This window comes from Daejeonella sp. H1SJ63 (genome assembly GCF_029360775.1).
In the GTDB taxonomy this organism is placed as follows: domain Bacteria; phylum Bacteroidota; class Bacteroidia; order Sphingobacteriales; family Sphingobacteriaceae; genus Daejeonella.
Genome location: NZ_JARKMZ010000027.1, coordinates 50,851 through 70,620, shown reverse-complemented (window position 1 = coordinate 70,620; position 19,770 = coordinate 50,851). Strand labels below are relative to the sequence as shown.

15 protein-coding genes and 1 tRNA gene are annotated in these 19,770 nt (G+C 40.7%); 3 read left to right on the top strand and 13 right to left on the bottom strand.

Annotated features, from left to right (window positions below; translation table 11 throughout):
• Positions 1 to 148: 148 nt before the first annotated feature.
• A complete protein-coding gene (locus tag P2W72_RS07620) occupies positions 149 to 484 on the bottom strand; it encodes an ORF6N domain-containing protein (protein ID WP_276360566.1) in 336 nt (111 codons plus the stop codon).
• A gap of 239 nt (positions 485 to 723) precedes the next feature.
• A tRNA-Ser gene (locus P2W72_RS07615) sits at positions 724 to 811 on the bottom strand.
• A 154-nt stretch (positions 812 to 965) separates the two neighbouring features.
• On the opposite strand from P2W72_RS07615, the gene P2W72_RS07610 reads away from it, so the two are divergent.
• Positions 966 to 1,937, top strand: coding sequence for a polyprenyl synthetase family protein (locus tag P2W72_RS07610; protein ID WP_276360427.1), 972 nt, complete (start codon positions 966 to 968; stop codon positions 1,935 to 1,937).
• Between the two features lie 2 nt (positions 1,938 to 1,939).
• Positions 1,940 to 2,983: a TerC family protein gene (locus tag P2W72_RS07605; RefSeq protein WP_276360425.1), complete on the top strand. Its 1,044-nt coding sequence runs from the start codon at positions 1,940 to 1,942 to the stop codon at positions 2,981 to 2,983.
• 408 nt (positions 2,984 to 3,391) lie between these two features.
• Here the strand turns inward: P2W72_RS07605 and P2W72_RS07600 are convergent, their stop codons facing one another.
• From P2W72_RS07600 to recJ, 4 genes are all read right to left on the bottom strand, one after another.
• Positions 3,392 to 4,906, bottom strand: a complete 1,515-nt coding sequence (locus tag P2W72_RS07600; protein ID WP_276360422.1) for a hypothetical protein — start codon at positions 4,904 to 4,906, stop codon at positions 3,392 to 3,394.
• Positions 4,907 to 5,179: 273 nt separating this feature from the next.
• Positions 5,180 to 6,688, bottom strand: a complete 1,509-nt coding sequence (locus P2W72_RS07595) for a GH3 auxin-responsive promoter family protein (protein ID WP_276360420.1) — start codon at positions 6,686 to 6,688, stop codon at positions 5,180 to 5,182.
• A 24-nt stretch (positions 6,689 to 6,712) separates the two neighbouring features.
• A complete protein-coding gene (gene lptB / locus P2W72_RS07590; protein WP_276360417.1) occupies positions 6,713 to 7,447 on the bottom strand; it encodes an LPS export ABC transporter ATP-binding protein in 735 nt (244 codons plus the stop codon).
• Positions 7,444 to 9,162, bottom strand: a complete 1,719-nt coding sequence (gene recJ, locus P2W72_RS07585; protein WP_276360416.1) for a single-stranded-DNA-specific exonuclease RecJ — start codon at positions 9,160 to 9,162, stop codon at positions 7,444 to 7,446. The genes lptB and recJ overlap by 4 nt, the downstream gene beginning before the upstream one ends.
• Before the next feature lie 57 nt (positions 9,163 to 9,219).
• On the opposite strand from recJ, the gene P2W72_RS07580 reads away from it, so the two are divergent.
• The gene (locus P2W72_RS07580) at positions 9,220 to 9,984 is read left to right on the top strand and encodes an MBL fold metallo-hydrolase (RefSeq protein WP_276360414.1); all 765 of its coding nucleotides are present in this window, start codon (positions 9,220 to 9,222) and stop codon (positions 9,982 to 9,984) included.
• A gap of 85 nt (positions 9,985 to 10,069) precedes the next feature.
• Here the strand turns inward: P2W72_RS07580 and P2W72_RS07575 are convergent, their stop codons facing one another.
• From P2W72_RS07575 to P2W72_RS07545, 7 genes are all read right to left on the bottom strand, one after another.
• Positions 10,070 to 10,651, bottom strand: coding sequence for a YceI family protein (locus P2W72_RS07575; RefSeq protein ID WP_276360411.1), 582 nt, complete (start codon positions 10,649 to 10,651; stop codon positions 10,070 to 10,072).
• An 83-nt stretch (positions 10,652 to 10,734) separates the two neighbouring features.
• Complete coding sequence (locus tag P2W72_RS07570) at positions 10,735 to 12,978, bottom strand: ABC transporter substrate-binding protein (RefSeq protein WP_276360408.1); 2,244 nt, start codon at positions 12,976 to 12,978, stop codon at positions 10,735 to 10,737.
• A gap of 223 nt (positions 12,979 to 13,201) precedes the next feature.
• Positions 13,202 to 16,084: an aminomethyl-transferring glycine dehydrogenase gene (gcvP, locus tag P2W72_RS07565; protein ID WP_276360405.1), complete on the bottom strand. Its 2,883-nt coding sequence runs from the start codon at positions 16,082 to 16,084 to the stop codon at positions 13,202 to 13,204.
• 155 nt (positions 16,085 to 16,239) lie between these two features.
• Complete coding sequence (locus P2W72_RS07560; protein ID WP_276360403.1) at positions 16,240 to 16,809, bottom strand: hypothetical protein; 570 nt, start codon at positions 16,807 to 16,809, stop codon at positions 16,240 to 16,242.
• A gap of 69 nt (positions 16,810 to 16,878) precedes the next feature.
• Positions 16,879 to 17,937 (bottom strand): selenide, water dikinase SelD, encoded by a 1,059-nt coding sequence (gene selD, locus P2W72_RS07555; RefSeq protein ID WP_276360401.1) that lies wholly within the window; start codon positions 17,935 to 17,937, stop codon positions 16,879 to 16,881.
• An 11-nt stretch (positions 17,938 to 17,948) separates the two neighbouring features.
• Entirely contained in the window at positions 17,949 to 18,992 is a 1,044-nt protein-coding gene (mnmH, locus tag P2W72_RS07550; RefSeq protein WP_276360399.1) for a tRNA 2-selenouridine(34) synthase MnmH, read from the bottom strand.
• 24 nt (positions 18,993 to 19,016) lie between these two features.
• Positions 19,017 to 19,739, bottom strand: a complete 723-nt coding sequence (locus P2W72_RS07545; RefSeq protein ID WP_276360397.1) for a pyridoxine 5'-phosphate synthase — start codon at positions 19,737 to 19,739, stop codon at positions 19,017 to 19,019.
• Between the last annotated feature and the right edge of the window lie 31 nt (positions 19,740 to 19,770).

Below are 19,770 nucleotides of genomic sequence, written 5' to 3'. Positions count from 1 at the left end.
TCGATTCCCTGTACAGAATTTTATAGATCATCAGATTTAAAACCGATCCTTTTACGTGTTTGTGGTTTTGCTTTTCGGTCAATCAGCTCATCGAGGTAGCGGAAAACGACTTCCATATTTTTATCATGCTTATGCAGTCTGGCTTTGATTATTTCGATTTCCAATCGTAAATCAGTGTTGTCAATAAACATTTGCCGGATGCGTGTGAATATACGTATGATTTGGATGTTAGCATATTTATTGCTTTTTCGCTGTTTAAAACACTTGAGAGTATCGCTACACCCTGCCCGGTAAAGCAAAAAGGAAGATAGCGCAAGCCCATCTGATCCGAATTGGAGATCACAAATTGTGATCTCCAATTCGCAAATTCCTCTTTATTCATTTCAAACATAAAGTCTTGAGGAACCCTGGTTATATTTCTTCTTACTGCTTGTTTTAAGACCCCTGTCTCTACCTGATATAGTACGGCTAAGTCGCGGTCTATTGATTCCGTTCGCTGCGCTCACTAATTTTTGTTTTTTACGCTTTTGTTCAAGCAGGAGGGCCTGGTAAGTAAGTAAATCGGGATTAGCTGTCGCTGATCCAAGTGGGGGGGAGGTCGCAAAGAACTGATTCCGTTCGCTGCGCTCACTAATTTTTGTTTTTAGCAATTTGCTCAGGCCCTGAGGCCAGGTAACTTGCTAAAAACAAAAACCCCGACTAGGTCGGGGAATCAGTTCTTTGCGGAGAGAGAGGGATTCGAACCCTCGATACCCTTTTGAGGTATACACACTTTCCAGGCGTGCTCCTTCAACCACTCGGACACCTCTCCATAAGGGATGCAAAAGTATCAAAATTCTGTAAACATTACAGGGTTTTGGAAATTTTCGGTCTTTTGCTGCGCTGCTACCTTCGTTTTCGTGCTGAAATAATCCGCCTTTTTCGATATGTTTGCAGAAATAAATTAAGCAAGCCCTCAGAAATTGATGCTGAGTCTCGACGAGATCAAAAAGCCGATAGCCGGAGAACTGGATACTTTTGAAGCAAAGTTCAAAACGTCCATGCAAAGTTCTGTTCCGCTTCTTGATCGTATTACTCATTATATCGTAAAGCGAAAAGGCAAGCAAATCCGTCCGATGTTTGTTTTCTTTTCTGCCAGTCTTTGTGGAGGCATAACTGAGGCAACTTATCGCGGAGCGGCTCTTGTTGAACTTTTACATACTGCAACTCTTGTTCACGATGATGTGGTTGATAATTCTTATCAGCGCCGTGGATTTTTCTCGGTGAATGCGCTTTGGAAAAACAAGATTGCTGTATTGGTTGGTGATTATCTGCTTTCAAAGGGATTACTTCTTTCAATAAATAATGGCGATTTTGAGTTGCTCAGAATCGTTTCTGAAGCTGTAAAACAGATGAGTGAGGGAGAATTGCTTCAGATCGAAAAGGCAAGACGGCTGGATATTGATGAAAAAGTTTATTATGAAGTTATTCGTCAGAAAACTGCTTCTTTAATTGCCTCCTGCTGTGCATGCGGGGCTGCTTCGGCCGGCGCTGATGCAGAGACCGTTGAAAAGATGCGGCTTTTTGGTGAGAAGGTTGGAATAGCTTTTCAGATAAAAGATGATCTTTTTGATTTCGGTACAGATGATATCGGAAAGCCTCTTGGTATTGATATCAAGGAAAAAAAGATCACCCTCCCCCTGATTTATGCTTTGAATAAAGCCTCTGACTCTGAAAAGCGAAGGATTATCAATCTTGTGAAAAATCATAATGAGGAGAGTGCCAGGGTTTCAGAGATTATCGATTTTGTCAGAAATAGTGGCGGGATGGATTATGCCTATTCGCAGATGCTGCACTATCAACAGGAAGCTTTCAATATTTTAAATGAATTACCGGATCATAGCTCGCGCAAAGCGCTGGAGCAGCTTGTCCGCTTTACTACTGAACGTAAAAAATAAAAATGTCAAACGAGATTATATTCTTCGGAGGTTTCCTGCTCTTTATTGTCCTTATACTTTCAATTGACCTTGGTCTTTTTAATAAAAAAGATCATAAGGTTAGTATGAAAGAAGCTGCCATCATGAGTTTTATATGGGTGAGTTTCGCTATCGGATTTTACTTTATATTGCTTACAGAGGGTGAGATACTTCACGGCATCACTAATTTTGCGCAATTACAGGAAATTACAAGCAAACACCTCCATAATATCACTCTTATTCCGGATAATTTTGAAGCCAGTCTTGCAATATACAAGCAGAACCTTGCCCTGGAATTTCTTACAGGTTATGTCATTGAATATGCGCTTTCTGTAGATAATATTTTTGTCATGGTGCTCATATTTTCAGCATTTGGTGTTGATGAGAAATATTATCACCGGGTATTGTTCTGGGGAATTATCGGAGCGGTATTAATGAGATTCCTGTTTATCTTCATTGGATCGGGCCTGATCAATCAGTTTGGCTGGATACTTTATATTTTCGGGGCATTCCTGATTTATACCGGGGTAAGCATGTTCCTGAGCAAGGATGAAGAAGAGAAGATCGATACGGAGAATCATAAGGTAGTCAGATTTGCATCTAAATACTTCTCTGTCTACCCGGAATATGCCGGTAATAAGTTCTTCCTGAAAGTTGATGGCAAGAAAATGGTTACGCCATTATTTATTGTATTGCTTATTGTAGAATTCACTGACCTGATCTTTGCTGTCGACTCAATACCGGCCATTTTTGCGGTAACTAAAGACCCTTTTATCGTATTCTTTTCCAATATTTTCGCTATTCTGGGATTAAGGTCCATGTTCTTCCTGTTAGTTAATGTGATTCATAAATTCCATTATCTGAAAGTAGGTTTGGCATTCCTGCTGGTATTTATCGGGGTGAAGATGCTTGCACATCACTGGCTGACCTTATGGGGCTTCACTACGATGCATTCCCTGTTTATTATCCTGTTGATTTTAACTACAAGTATAGTAGCATCGTTGGTTTTCCCTAAAAAGGAGTATTAATAAAAATATTGCAATAATAGCTGCATATTCCCGGAATGCCTCGTTTTAATGCATGGGTTTCTCCTGGAGGGTGCATGTAAGTTTCATCGGTCTTATATCATATAAAAAGGAGCAATGAAAATTGCCGGAAAATCAGTTTGGAAGTCCGATACCTTCCAAACTGAGATCGTCATCGCAAGGGCTATTGTAAAATACTTTCAATACGGCTTAATTCCTCTTTTGTGAACTCATAATTGCAGATATACTGGATAATCGCTTACCTTCTCCGGCTTGCCCGGCACCAATCAATACCAGGGTAACACGCAGATTTTTTTAAAACCCTTGCCAATTCCAATTCAGTGAGATTTGCCTGTAAGCCATGCCTGGCTTTAATCCGGGCAAATTAAATGACTGCCTGCTTACCTGTATCTATTGGTTATGATTGCTATTGCTGATAAAAGCAATTTTTTTGCTATCCGGAGACCATGAAGGGGTATTGATTGTGCCCTGTCCGCCATAAACATAAGCCAAAACTTTTGGATTACCACCTGTAATTGGCATATACCGAATATATACATGTTTATATGGCGGATGCATTCCCGGCGCAACTTCCTCTTTCAGGAAAGACAGAAAAACCATTGATTTGCCATCAGGAGAAATATGAGCAAACCAGTTATTGAACTCGTCATTTGTTACTTGTTCCTGATTACTTCCATCAGGTTTCATTCTCCATATTTGCATAAGACCTGAACGAACGGAATTAAAGTAAATGTATTTCCCGTCAGGGGAATATTCCGGGCCGTCATCTAAGCCTTTTGAATCAGTGAGCCTTATTTCCGCCCCGCCTGCTGCAGGTATTTTATATACATCATATTCCCCATTGCGTTCGCCGCAAAAAACCAGGTCTTTTCCATCGGGAGACCATCCATGCAAATACGAAGGGCCGCGTGATGTAATTTGTTTAGGCGTACCGCCGGTAATCGGAACGGTATAAATAATAGACCCCCCTAATTCTTTCACCGAGCTGCTTAAACCCAGCATTGTCCCGTCGAAAGAAATTACATGATCATTATTATTACTTTTCACTTTCCCGGTATTCACAAGTTTTGGTTTGCGGGAAGCCAGATCGAAGTTATAGATCAGCCCATCGCTGCCATTATAGATCAGGCTTTTGCCATCATTTGTCCAGTTTGGAGCCTGAATTGAATTAGGCACATTATAAATAACTTCACGGTTACCTGTAGCAATTTCCATCACTTCTAAATTACTTCCCAATGTCATGGATGATCTGTTATCAGCTTCTCCTTTAACAGGAATGGTAATTTGCACATCACGGAATACGCCGGTTTCCACCACATCCTTATTATGAGATCCTACAAATAACCCTACATATACCTCCTCGCCCAAGTCAATATCAGACAATTCTTCAGTTATAAATGGCTCGCCGAACCGGGCTACTCTCATAGTGAAGATATTACCTTTTCTTTCTAATTGAATTACATCAGCATGTGTTAGTTTAGAGCGTTTCTCTTCTGTAATAGCTCCTGTTGTTCTACGAAACTGAAGGGCGGTAAGTCCGTCTCCATGTACTACCGCGTTTACATTGGCGGACTTGCCATCCAGGCTTTTACGAACCATCCAACCCACTTTACGGTGTTGTTCCACGCCATTCCATCCTACAAATGCAGCACGGGTATAAAGGATAAAATCCCCTTTCATGCGTTTCCACACATATTGAAACTCATCGTGATCAGACCAGACATTCTCGCCGGCACCTGAAATGATATACTGTTGTGTTGCGGAAATATAGGTTGCTGAACCAGGTTTTACATTGCTGCCAATGTCGTTATGGCCTTCAAAAATTCCTACCTCCTGGCAAAAAGAGTCATAACCAAATATGAAAATACAAATAATTAAACCTGCTGATCGTACATACTTTTTCATAAGTATTTTAGCTAAATAATTTAGTTCACCTACTCTCTTCAGGGTTTTCGGCGCCCCTTTCCTGCTGTAAAACATTAAAGTGAAAATACATATTCTATAAATGTGATATAAAAGTATTTTACGCTAAGTAATAGTTGTAATATTTTAAAGAAAAGGTTGTGATTTAAACGGCTTGAACTATATACAGGTTCTAATAAATTGTGGCTTTTTAGTAAGGGTTCTTTGATGAGCTGAAAGCTTTTAAATAATTTCGTTTCTTTTAATACAAGAGTATTACAACAATTTCAGGATCTCATCAACATAGGCCCGGTCATTAGCCAGACGTGGAACTTTATGCTGTCCGCCAAGCTTGCCTCTGTTCCTCATCCAGTGGTAGAAGGTTCCATCCGGCGCAAGGTGTACCAGTGGGCGGCGTAAAGCCATATCCTTGAAACGTTTTGCGTCGTAATCTGAATTTACCTCTCTTAATGTCTGGTCGAGCACATCGGTAAAGCGTTCCATATCATCAGGCTTCTGCTCAAATTCGATGATCCATTCATGTCCTCCTGCATCATTACCCTTAAAATAAATCGGACAGGCAGTGTAATCGCGGATCACGGCTCCGGTTTCCTTGCAGGCTTTACTAAGGCCTTTCTCTGCATTATCAATGATCAGTTCTTCGCCAAAGGCATTAATGAAATGTTTGGTACGGCCGGTTATCTGAATTCTGTGAGGATTAAGGCTGGTGAATTTGATGGTATCGCCAATCATGTATCGCCATAGTCCGGCATTGGTTGAAATAATCAGCGCGTAATTTTTATTCAGATCAACCTGATCGAGGCTAAGGGTTTGGGGATTCTCTTTATGAAAGTCCTCCATAGGAAGGAACTCATAATAAATACCATAGTCGAGCATCAGCAGCAGCTCCTCAGAGTTTGGCTGATCCTGTATACCGAAGAATCCTTCTGATGCATTATAGGTTTCCAGATAATACATCCTGTCTGAAGGAATCAGCTTTTTAAACTGTTCACGGTAAGGGTTGAAGTTTACGGCACCATGGAAATAAAATTCGAGATTTGGCCATACTTCAAGCAGGTTGTTCTTGCCTGTTATTTCAAGGATTCTTTTTGCAAGGACCAGGTTCCAGGTTGGTACTCCGGCAATATTGGTGACATTCACATCAATTGTTGCCTGTGCAATTTTCTCTACTTTCTCTTCGAAGTTTTCCATCAGTGTGATAGACATCTCGGGGGTCCGGTAGAATTCAGCCCAGAAAGGCAGGTTTTTTATGAGTACGGCAGAAAGATCGCCATAGCAGGAGTCTGAATTAAGCTGATTAATCTGATGGCTGCCCCCCAATACAAGACATTTTCCGGTGAAAATCCGTGTATCCGGGCGGTTATTGCAATACATTGAAAGCAAATCTTTGCCACCTTTGAAGTGGCATTCTTCCATGGATTCTTCGCTTACAGGGATGAATTTACTTCTGTCGTTTGTGGTTCCTGAAGATTTTGCGAACCATTTTATCTCTGATGGCCATAATACGTTTTGCTCGCCGGCAAGCATTTTTTCAATATAGGGTTTAAGGCTGTCGTAGGTCTGAATCGGAACTCTTTCTTTAAACTGTTCCTGATTGGCGATGCTTGAGTAGCCGTACAATTTTCCCCATTCTGTATTTTGAGCAGTTGAAATTAAGGAGTGAAACCATTCGTCCTGGACATCATAAGGATATTTTATGAAAAGCTCGATCTGATGCATCCGCTTTTTCATAATCCAGGTAAAAATGGAATTTACAATTGTCATGATTTATAATGATTTCTGCCGGATTTATAGTTTCTTCTTCCGTAACTCGAAATTTTGGCCAAGATAGAATTTTTTGGCCATTTCATTATCTGCGATCTCCTGTGGAGTACCGGTCAGCATGATCTTTCCTTCTGCAAGCAGATAAGCCCTGTCGGTAATGGAAAGGGTTTCCTGAACGTTATGGTCGGTGATCAGAATTCCGATATTTCTGAGTTTGAGTTTAGCTACAATGCTCTGAATTTCTTCAACGGCAATAGGATCAACGCCCGCAAAGGGTTCATCGAGAAGAATGAAATTTGGGTCAGCAGCCAGAGCTCTTGAAATTTCTGTACGACGACGTTCTCCACCCGAAAGCAGGTCCCCCCGGTTTTTGCGAACTTTATGCAGGCTGAATTCATCGATCAGCTGTTCAAGCTTATCTCTTTGCTCCTCCTTACTCAATCTGGTCATTTCCAGAACGGCTTTGATATTGTCTTCAACCGTCAGCTTCCTGAATACGGATGCTTCCTGTGCGAGATAACCTATACCTTTCTGTGCACGTCGGTACATAGGGTCTTCAGTAATATCCTCTTCATCTAAAAAAACATGACCTTCGTTTGGCTTGATCAGGCCCACGATCATGTAGAATGATGTAGTTTTTCCCGCACCATTGGGTCCAAGTAATCCAACAATTTCGCCTTGTGAAACATGGAAAGACACATTGTTCACAACAGTTCGCTGTTTATATTTTTTTACAAGATTTTCGGCTCTTAGTATCATTTCTGCAGGTTTGGAAGAGATGGTCGTATTCCCTTAATATTCAACTGGATCGATCGTTTCTCTTTCCATATATTCTCTTCAATGGTATAACAAATATCAAAAGCTTCTCCGGAGTTGATAAGCGGCAAATATTCCGCCAGTCCAAATCCGATACAATTATAATAAGTTAAATTGTCCTGATGCACAGACATTTTTAAATGCTTGCTTCCAACAACAGATGCTCCACCGTAAGTATAAACATTTCTGCTCAGAAATATCGGGGCCATATTCTGCGGACCGAATGGCTCAAACTGTTTCAATATTCTGAAGAACCTGGCATCAATATGGCTCAGGTCCATTTCGGCATCGATATATATGGCCTGAATCAGCAGGTCGTCACTTATCGTTCTTGAAACCACCTCTTCAAATCTTTGCCTGAATGCCGGGATGTTCTCTGTTTTCATGGTCAGACCGGCTGCATATTTATGCCCCCCGAATTGTTCGAGCAAGTCGCTGCACTCATTTAAAGCCTCGTAAAGATCGAAACCAAGTACAGACCTTGCTGAACCTGCAGCGTATCCGTTAGAATTGGTCATGACAATGGTTGGCCGGTAATACTTTTCAGTAAGTCTGGATGCAACAATGCCGATAACACCTTTATGCCACTCTTCATTATAAACAACCGTAGTTTTTCTATTGATGAGAGCGGGGTCTGTATCGATCATTGCCAGAGCCTGTTCTGTAATATTACTATCATGCTCTTTACGTTCAGTATTTTTATCGTTGATGATCTGTCCTTTTTCATAGGCAAAACTCTCATTGTCAGCAATCAGCAGATTTACAGCATGTTTGGCATCATCGATCCTGCCTGCGGCATTTATTCTCGGACCTATTGTAAACACCACATCTGTTATTGTCAGATCATCTTTCTTTCCCGAAAGGTTCATCAGTGCTGAAAGACCTTTGCAGGGACTGGTATTCAGCTTTTGTAATCCAAACCATGCCAGAACTCTGTTTTCTCCTGTAATTGGAACGATATCTGATGCAATACTAACAGCTACAAGGTCGAGGTATTCATTGACATCTCCGGCCGGGATATCATTTTTTGCTGCATATGCCTGAATCAGTTTGAATCCGATGCCGCAGCCTGAAAGTTCTTTGTACGGATAATCGCAATCGTTTCTCTTAGGATCGAGCACTGCAATGGCATTGGGTAGTATTTCTCCGGGGAGATGATGGTCGCAAATGATGAAATCGATATTTTTTTCATTGGCATAGGCAATTTTATCTACCGATTTTATTCCGCAGTCGAGTGCAATAATCAGAGAAAATCCATTTTCAAGTGCATAGTCGATCCCCTGTGTAGAGATACCATAACCCTCACGATACCGGTCGGGGATATAAAAATCTATAGCTGAATGATATTTTCTGAGAAAACTGTAAACCAGAGCTACAGAGGTAGTCCCATCAACATCATAATCGCCGTATATGAGTATTTTTTCCCCGCTTTTGATAGCCTGCCCGATTCTTAGAATTGCCCGATCCATGTCGCGCATCAGGAAGGGGTTGTGCAGCTGCTTCAGATCAGGTCTGAAGAATTTTCTGGCGTCTTCATAATTGAAGATGTTTCTTTTTACCAGAAGATCTGCAAGTACACCATCAATATGAAGAGATTCCTGCAATTCTGTAATTGCAGCAAGGTTTTCAACCTCCCGTTCCACCCACCTTTTTTGCATATCTTTGCCTAAGTAAACTGTAAAAATAGAATTTAACCTTATAATATACAAAGAACCTTGAAAGCTTTAGCCTTATACGAAGGATCATTTTCAGTAGACGCCACCAAAACATTTATACCTTTCGATCCTTCCATTCACGATCCTAAAGACCGGCCGGCATCTCTCTTTATTTACGTTCAGCCATTTCTGGTCGAAACAGGCAATGATCTGATCGTATTGGATACCGGACTTGGCTTTCACAATGAAAAGGGGGAGATGATCATTCATGAAAATATTCGTAATGCCGGGTATGATCCTGAGGATGTAAGTCTGGTTTTGATGTCGCACCTGCACTTTGATCATGCAGGAGGAATGATCAATAAATCTGATGGCAAAGTTTCATTGAGTTTTCCTAATGCCGAATATGTTATTCAGCGTGGCGAATGGGAAGCTGCATACAGTAAGCCCTCAAGATCGTACAAAACTGAGATCTTTGATTTTTTGCAAAGAAGCGGATCGGTTCATTTTATTGAAGGCAGTGGTCAGTTTAACAGAGAGATCGCTTTTGAACTGACCGGTGGGCATTGCGAGAATCATCAGGTATTTCTGATCAGAGAAGATGATCGAACAATATTCTTTGGAGCCGACATTCTTCCGGAACCCGAGCAATTACTCAGAAAATTTATTGCCAAATACGATTTTGATGGCAGAAAGGCCATGGAATTAAGGCAGGAGTATGGTAGAAGGGCTGCTGAAGAACATTGGGAATGCCTGTTTTATCATGCAAAAAGTAAAGCCATTGCCCATGTGGCCTGGGAGGATGAAGCGTTCAGGATATTATAATAAAAGATTAAGGAATAAAAACAGGCAGTTAATCCTTAAACCCTAAGCTGTCTTTATTCCTTAATCTTTATTCTTTGCTCCGGACTTAGCTTTTCTTAGCGGTCAGATTAATATTCAGTTCAAACTCATCATCAATGGCTTTGTCGCCAATATCTCCGAAGAAAGTTTTAGATCTGAACTTGATATCGTATTTCGTGCGATCGATGCGGATACCACCGGCAACCGCAACCACTACATCTTTTTGCTGTTTTACAGTGGCCTGAAAAGTTAGCGGATGAGTAATTCCTTTAATACTCAGATTGCCGCTTATGTTTAAACGATCTTTGCCGGCAGTGCTAACTTTGGTTATTTCGAATTTTGAGGCAGGATTTTTTACAGAAGAAAAGAAATCATCTGATTTCAGGTGATTAGTTACACGGGCATTGTCGGATGTAATACTCGACATATCCATCAGAAAGCTTCCGCCTTTTAATACCTTACCTGCGTAAATAAGATTACCTTCTGTAATTTTAACTGTTCCGGTATGACCACCTCCAACTTTTTTGGCAGACCAGCTTATCGTTGATCTTTCTGTGTCAACTTTGAATAAGTCATCTTTTGCAGGAGTAAATGCAAATAGTATAAATAAGCCGTTTATCAGGCATAGCGTTAAAATGTACTTTTTCATTCTTGTTTAATTAGTTTTATCCAATTTAAACTTTGGTGAAATAGTATTTCCTAAAGTCACTGCTTTATTACCAATTGCTGACATTAAGCAGACAAGCCTTTTTCTTTGCGGAAATAAATACGGAATGTGGTACCAACACCAGGCGTACTGTCTACTTCAATTTTTCCATCCATCGCTTCAATCTGAGATTTAATAATGTATAAGCCCAGTCCTTTTCCCTCAATTTTTGTATGAAATCTTTGATAGAGCCCGAACATCTTCCTGCCAAAGCGTTCCATGTCAATTCCTACTCCATTATCACTGAAGTAAAGCACAATATAATCATGTTCTGTACGCGTTTTTAAATTGATGACCAGTTGTCGATCTGGCGAATGGTACTTGATCGCATTGGTTAGCAGGTTCAGCAGAATACTATTCAGATAACGCTTTGGATAGGTGATAGTACTGCATTCAGAAAAATTTGTATCTATTTGGGCTCCAGAGTCTTTAATTTGTTTTTCAATACTCTTTAATACATGATTAAGCTCATTTTGCAGGTCAAGCGTCTCGCTTTTTATATCCTCAGTTGCTTTGCTTGCTACGATTTCTATGAGGTCGTTTAAAGTTGAATCGAGGCGTTTTACACTTTCATGAATTTTCTCTTCAATTTCTATTCTAAGGTCTTCCGGAAGATTCTCCTCTCTTTGCATTTCGGTTAGACTCAATAGATTGACAACCGGGGCACGAAGATTATGTGATGTGATATAGGCGAACTTCTCAAGTTCATTATTTGTTTTAGTAAGTGCTTTAGTAAGTTCTTCCAGCTCAATTTCTTTACTTTTCAGGATATCGATATCAAGGATAACACCAACTACATGCCTGCCTGTTTTAGTGTAAAATAATTTACTGAAGGATAACATCCATTTCCAGTAGCCCTGCCTGGTCTTTATCCTGTATGTCAAATTATTATAATTACTTTTACCACTTCTAAGTGCTGTAACTGAATCTCTTATACTTGGCTGATCGTCAGGATGAATGTTATCTAACCAACTATGATGACTAAGAAATAATTCAGGATCGACACCGATATTTCTGAACCACTTTTCGTCAAACTGAACTTCTTCTAAATCCAGATTTCTATCCCATATCCCCATTCCTGCAGCTTCTATCGCCAGCTCCAGTCTTTGTTCGGCTTCAGTTCTGTTATTTATTTCATTTACCAGGTCTTGTGTTCGTTTTTTCACGAGGCTTCGAAGCCTCCAGTTCCCGGCCAGTGCAATAACAAATAATAATGCTCCGATTCCGATTGCAATCAGAAGATTGTCAAAATGGCCCGCCTTCCTTTCGCTTTTTGAAATATATAGTAAATTGTCAATTGTAGAATTCGTTTTTACAAGTCCCAATTGTTTGTAAATAGCAAACATTGTTTCCCATCGCCCCCGGTTTATATGGCCAATATCAACGAATTCAGGCATAATGAGTTTTTGCATTTCTTTAGCCTCATAAAGTAAAGAACTGCGTGTTATTCCTCTTTCTTTTGTGCCTGGCAGACTAAGAATATAGTCTGCTATTTCTTCAGGATGCTTCATGGCATAATCCCATCCCTGAATTGTTGCTCTGTTAAAGCTTTCAACTTTCTCAGGATACTTATCGGCCATTTCTTTTGATGTAAAAAGAAGATCACCATAGAAGTCAATACCATAATCAACCGGATTAATGATTGTTACAGGATAGCCCATCTCCCGGATATACTGCGGTTCTACATTGATATATCCTGAAATTGCATCAACTTTCCCTGAAGTCAGGTCCCTGATATCCCAGCTGTGCTGCAGCACATTCATTTTTTCTTCTCTGATGCCTTCTTTTAGAAATAAGGCCTTTAGAATAGGCCAGCCCTGATCTTCTGCAGCCATAATCTTTTTGCCTGCCAGGTCGGAAGGTGTATTTATCCCGCTTTTTTCAAGACTGATAATCACATAAGGATTATGTTGGAAAATGACCGATACAACAACAACCGGTTTACCGTCAATATAGTCCTGAATTATATCCGATGCAGTTACACCAAAATCCGCATTTCCTGAAATTACCTCATTTATTACTTTGCGCTTGGCATTACCCTCAATCAGCTCTACATCAAGACCTTCATTTTTATAAAAGCCTTTAATTTGTGCAGCGTAATAGCCTGCAAACTGGAACTGATGATGCCACTTAAGCTGCAGTTTTACAGGATTCAGATTCTGAGCCTTAAGGTTAAGGGTATCCGAAAAGAACAATGTCAGAAATAATAAGCAGAAGAGTTTACGGTGAAAATTATTATTCGTGTATTGATCCATTTTAAATCTTTTCACCTCAAATTTTAGATATAAGCCCAAATTTGATTTTGGGCTGCTTTATATTGTGTTTAATCAGGATAGTAAGGTTCATGATGTTTGCCAAACAACCGATCCTAATATATTGTACTTTGAAATTACTTGTTAGACTATTGGTTTTGAATACTCTAAAATAAAAATACCCTGTCAATAATGACAGGGTATTTTCAAATAAAAATAAAATAAATTCCCGGAGTTCTTTCTATACGGTTTCTTCAGCATAAGATTCTACCGGAGGACATGAACATACCAGAGTCCGGTCACCGTAAGTATCATTAACCCTTCCTACTGAAGGCCAGAATTTATATGCGCTGACATATGGCAATGGGAATGCCGCTTTTTTACGTGAGTATGGATGTCCCCATGCATCTGAAGTTACCACAGATGAGGTGTGTGGTGCATTTTTTAAAGGATTGTCTGTTTTGTCAATCTGCCCGCTTTCCACCTCTGCAATCTCTTCTCTGATAGCTATCATGGCATCGCAGAAACGATCAAGCTCATGCTTTGGCTCTGATTCTGTAGGCTCAATCATCACAGTTCCGGCAACAGGGAATGAAACAGTTGGAGCATGGAAACCATAATCCATTAGTCGCTTGGCAATATCAGTGACTTCAATTCCGAAATTTTTGAATGCACGGCAATCCAGGATCATTTCATGTGCGCAACGTCCCTGACTTCCTGAATAAAGTACAGGATATGAACTTTCTAAACGTGATTTGATATAGTTTGCATTCAGGATAGCATATTTTGTTGCATTTGTTAATCCTTCGGCACCCATCATGGCAATGTATGCATGCGAGATCAGAAGGATGGATGCTGAGCCCCATGGAGCAGAAGAAACAGCAGAAATGGATTTACTGTTGCCGATGTTAACCACCGCATGTCCCGGTAAATAAGGAACAAGATGCTTTGCAACACCGATAGGACCCATACCCGGACCACCACCACCGTGAGGGATGCAGAATGTCTTATGTAAATTCAGATGACATACATCGGCACCAATTGTTGCAGGACTGGTTAAACCTACCTGAGCATTCATGTTGGCACCATCCATGTAAACCTGACCTCCGTTATGATGTATGATCTCACAGATCTCAACGATTGATTCTTCAAACACTCCATGTGTTGAAGGATAGGTAACCATTAAACAGGAAAGATCGGATGCATGCTCTTCGGCTTTTGCTTTCAGGTCTGCTACATCGATATTACCGCGTTCATCACATTTAACAATCACGATTTTCATGCCCGCCATTGCTGCAGATGCAGGATTTGTTCCATGTGCTGAAGAAGGGATAAGTGCTACATTTCTCTGAGCATCACCTCTGTCTGAATGATAAGCACGGATAACCATTAATCCGGCATATTCGCCCTGAGCACCTGAGTTAGGCTGTAAACTCATTGCGGCAAAACCGGTGATTTCACTTAACCATTTATTTAGCTCATCAAAGATCTGCATATATCCGCCAACCTGGTCAGCAGGAGCAAACGGGTGAATTTTGCTGAATTCAGCCCAGGTAACCGGAACCATTTCAGTTGTTGCATTCAGCTTCATTGTACATGAACCTAAAGCAATCATGGAGTGGCAAAGGGAAAGGTCTTTTGCTTCCAGAGATTTGATATATCTGAGCATTTCATGCTCTGAATGATGTGAATTGAAAATCGGATGGGTTAAAAAGGCAGATTTTCTTTTAAGTTCTTCCGGGATCTGTGACCTGACTATTGATTTTAAATTATCGATATCCAGATCATGAATGGTTTTACCTTTCACTTTGGCGAAAAAGCGGATCAGGGTCATCACATCCTCAGTTGAGGTAGTTTCATCAATTGTGATACTTACTGAAGATCCAATATAATGCAGATTTACTTCATTATTTAAGGCCTCTGCATGTATTGGATCGATCAGATCTCCCAATTCAAGTTTTACTGTATCAAAGAAATTTTTGTTTTCCTGTTTATAGCCCAGATTCTCAAGTGCAGATGCCAGAAATACTGTTAATCCGTGAATACGTTCTGCAATAAGTTTAATACCTTTCGGCCCGTGGTACACAGCATACATACCCGACATGATTGCCAGTAATGCCTGGGCGGTACAGATATTCGATGTGGCCTTGTCTCTGCGAATATGCTGTTCACGTGTCTGCAAAGCCATTCTCAGCGCATAATTTCCGGCACTGTCGATGGTTACGCCAATAATTCTGCCGGGTAATGAACGTTTATATTCTTCTTTAGTAGCAAAGAATGCAGCATGCGGACCACCAAAGCCCATCGGCACACCGAAACGTTGGCTTGATCCAAGCACGATATCCGCACCCCACTCTCCCGGAGGGCTTAATAAAGCCAGTGACATGATATCGGCAATTACAGTTAGTTTAATACCTTTCTCATGTGCCTTCAACGCAAAATCAGAATAGTTATAAACCTCCCCGGTTCCGGCAGGGTATTGAACGATTGCACCGAACATGTCTTCGTTTAACTCTGCTTTACGATGATTACCAATAAGGATCTCAATTCCGTAAGGAGCTGAACGGGTTTTTAGAATATCTATGGTTTGAGGAAGTACCTCTTCAGAAACAAAGAAAATTTTTGCGTTTTCATTTTTGCGAAGACTGTATTGCATGAACATGGCTTCTGCTGCTGCAGTTCCTTCGTCAAGAAGTGAGGCATTGGCAATTTCCATTCCGGTCAGGTCTGCTACCATCGTCTGGAAATTCAAAAGTGCCTGTAAACGGCCCTGAGAAATCTCAGCCTGATAAGGGGTATACTGAGTGTACCATCCCGGGTTTTCAAGTATGTTCCTCTGAATAACTCCCGGAACAATTACATCATGATAACCTTGTCCGATATATGATTTGAATACTTTGTTCTTAGAAGCTACCTGTTTAAGGTCATTCAGGTAATCTGCTTCGCTTTTTGCCCGGGGCAGATCCAGAACTTTTTTTAACCTGATGTTTGCCGGAACAGTTTGTTCGATCAGTTGATCAACAGAATCTGCACTGATTGTTTCGAGCATTTTAGCAGTATCCTGCTCATTTGGAGCAATATGACGCTGCTCAAATTTTTCCTGATAATCTATATTTAATTTCATTAAAATGGAGGGAGTTTTCGTGCGGTAAAAATAAGGATTTTCCCGACATTTTTTAACGCTGAATTATATTGAAATCTCCTGAATCAGTGAAGGAAATAACTGAATATGAAAGAGGTTCAACAGGCGATGAATTTAAGCTCTGAAATATTGGGGAATTACTCAGAAGCAACAATCCATCCATCGTCTTTTTTGAGTTTCAGCCTGTAAGTTTTAGTGATAAACTCACTGTTGGATGTTTTGTCTTTATCAAATGGATAAAACTCAGTTTCTTCCCTCTTAAGTGTGACGGTAATCTTAACTGATTTTTCATGCATTTTAATAAAGTTGACCGGTTTTTCATCATCAAGAATATAATTGACCGCTTTAACTTTAGCCTTATCACCGCTTTGACTTATGACAAGCGGCGCAGATTTTTCAGTTAAGGTAATCCGGTAAACATAATTGCTGTCTTTTGACAGAAACCTTTTCTTTTCTTCCAGTAAACTCATGCTGATCATACCTGACTCTTCCAATGTCGTGTATTTCTTCAGGTCGTCCTGATCTTTTTCGCCTTTGAATTTAATCTCTCCGAATTTGAAACTGATTGTTTTGTATTCCGGCTTTGCTTCCAGATAATCAGCAATTACCGATAATGCTTCACTCTCGTTGAGTGAGGTATTGCCACCGCATGCAGCAAAGAATATATTGATGCAGATTGCCAGATATAAAAGGATCGGTCTTTTCATATTTTTGGGATTATGGAAACATAGCTTTATTTGACTGATTATGCTTAAAGATACAAAAGGTTTTGTCCGTCAGATAATTTCAATCAGATGTGCTTCGTTTTTTTCTTCTAACGTTCCAAAGCTGATGATATTTTTTTCAGGAATTCCATTTGCCCTTAAAACTGCTTCAAAATCTTCCGATTCAGACGCTTCAACAGCTACTAATAATCCTCCGCTGGTCTGAGGATCAGCAAGAATCGTAGTTTTTCTGTTCAGTTTGTGTTCTGATCCTGCAATTTTATGACCATAACTTTTCCAGTTACGGACAGTTCCGCCTGGCACAGAATTCTGATCCAGATATTCGTGAATCACCCCGATCTTAGGTACTTTGTCAAATTCAATGACAGCTTTCAGATTACTTCCCTCACACATTTCAGAGAGGTGGCCAAGTAGCCCAAAGCCAGTGACATCGGTCATTGCCTTTACATAATCCAGTTTCCCTAATGTTTCACCAATCTTGTTCAGGGTAGCCATGCTTTTAGGGGCAATATCTGAATGTTCAGGTTTAAGTATTCCTTTTTTCTGTGCAGTTGTCAGAATGCCTACGCCAAGGGCTTTTGTCAGGTATAGTTTACAACCTTTTGTTGCGGTTGAGTTCTGCTTAAGATTGCGGATATCTACCATGCCGTTTACCGAAAGGCCAAAAACAGGCTCAGGGCAGTCAATACTATGACCGCCTGCAAGAGTAATGCCGGCTTCAGCACAGATTGCTCTTGAACCCTCCAGAACTTTTTGTGCCACTTCCGGCGATAATTTGTCGATCGGCCATCCAAGGATAGCAATGGCCAGAACCGGCTTACCGCCCATGGCATATACGTCGCTTATGGCATTAGCAGAAGCAATTCTCCCAAAATCGTAAGGATCATCTACAATAGGCATGAAGAAATCGGTTGTGGATATCAGGGCTGATCCGTTCCCCAGATCGAGTACAGCTGCATCATCCCGGGTATTATTGCCAACCAGCAAGTTAGGGTCGGCAGTATGGCTAATGGGGCTGTGCAGAATGATATCGAGTACTGCAGGACTGATTTTGCATCCGCAGCCGGCCCCATGCGAATATTGAGTTAATTTTATTTCTTCTGTGTTCATTTTTTTAATAATTATTGAAATGCCGGAAACTGTTTTTGTTTGAGGCGCTCCAGGATAATTGAGGCATTTTCTCCGGCATTGGTCTCCCTGCAGGGAATAATTTCAATACTTTCGGGATCCCTTTTCCCCTGTCCGTTTGCATAAGTTTTGTCGTAATAGTGAAGTACGATTCTGATAAAGTCGGCCATTCTGCCTTCCCTGATTGCAGTCGTTGCATCGCGGGTTTGCTCAGGACCCAAACGTCTTCCGATTCTTTCAGTGCTTTCAATCAGAAATTCTTTATCTAATTTCCCATATTCTTCAACCAGGAAATCAATCCTTTTATCAGGAGGAACCATCACTTTGAAAACAGTATTTTCTCTCATCTGTTTAAAGATCGGATTAGGGATAAAGCATCGGCCTATCGACAGGCTTTCATCCTCAAGCCAGACCGGGAATTTTTTATCAATTTTTTTCAGGGCTATTGCGAGCAGATTTTCAAAATGCTCCTGACTTGGCTGGATCAGATGGCCCATAGATCCGTATGAAGAACCCTGATGTTGTGCAAGCCCTTCCAGGTCTATAATCTGCTGTCCTTTTTCTTTCAGTTTATGCAGGATTTGGGTTTTACCAGAGCCGGTCATCCCACCAAGAACGATGATTGGGTATTGTTCCTCAAATTTATCAAGAACCCAGTTTCTGAATCGTTTATAACCACCTTCCAGAAGATATACCTCGAAACCATAAAGGTTCAGTGCCCAGGCCATTGCACCGCTGCGCATTCCTCCGCGCCAGCAATGTACCATGATCTTTTTTTCAGGGGCAATCTTAAGGGCCTGTTTAATAAAATCCGACCACTTCGGACCGGTAAGATCAAATCCTAAAAGAATTGCCGCTTCACGACTTTTTTGCTTGTATGTTGTGCCTACCTGTACTCTTTCCTCATTTGAAAAGATAGGGATATTAAAGGCACCGGGTATTCTTGCATGATCAAATTCAAGAGGCGTCCTGACATCTATCACCGGTATAGTTTCGGCCAATTCCAGAAAATGATGAATATCCAGGGTATGAATCATGTTTTTTTATTTCAGCTGAGAATATCAGATGTTTTTCAATTCTCTGAGGTACATCTGAATAGTATTTTCGAGACCTAAATACAAGGCATCGCAGATCAGTGCATGGCCGATACTGACTTCGAGAAGACCCGGAATATTTTTAGAGAAATAATTCAGATTATGCAGATCCAGATCATGCCCGGCATTGATGCCCAGACCTAACTTATTTGCAACAATGGCAGCATCTATGTAGGGTTTAATAGCAGTTTCCCTGTTATGATGATAGCCGCTTGCATAGGCTTCTGTATAGAGTTCTATCCGGTCGGTTCCGGTGGTTTTTGCTGCTTCAACCATATCGGCAGAAGGATCTACAAAGATGGATACTCTGATACCGGCAGCTTTAAATTCTGCAATAATATCTTTTAAATAGGACTGATGCTTCATGGTATCCCAACCATGGTTTGAAGTTAACTGCCCTTCAGCATCCGGAACCAAAGTTACCTGTGCAGGTGTGTTTGCCAGAACAAGGTCAACAAACTTTTGTTCCTTAGGATTACCCTCAATATTGAATTCAGTGCTGATTACCTTTTTCAGATCGAATACATCCTGATACCGGATATGTCTTTCATCGGGGCGCGGATGGACTGTAATCCCTTCTGCACCAAAGCGTTCTGCATCCAGTGCTACTCTGACAAGATCAGGGTTGTTACCACCTCTTGAATTACGAAGCGTAGCTATTTTATTGATGTTAACTGAGAGTTTGGCCATGATGTAAAGGTACGCTATTGCCTAAATTTTT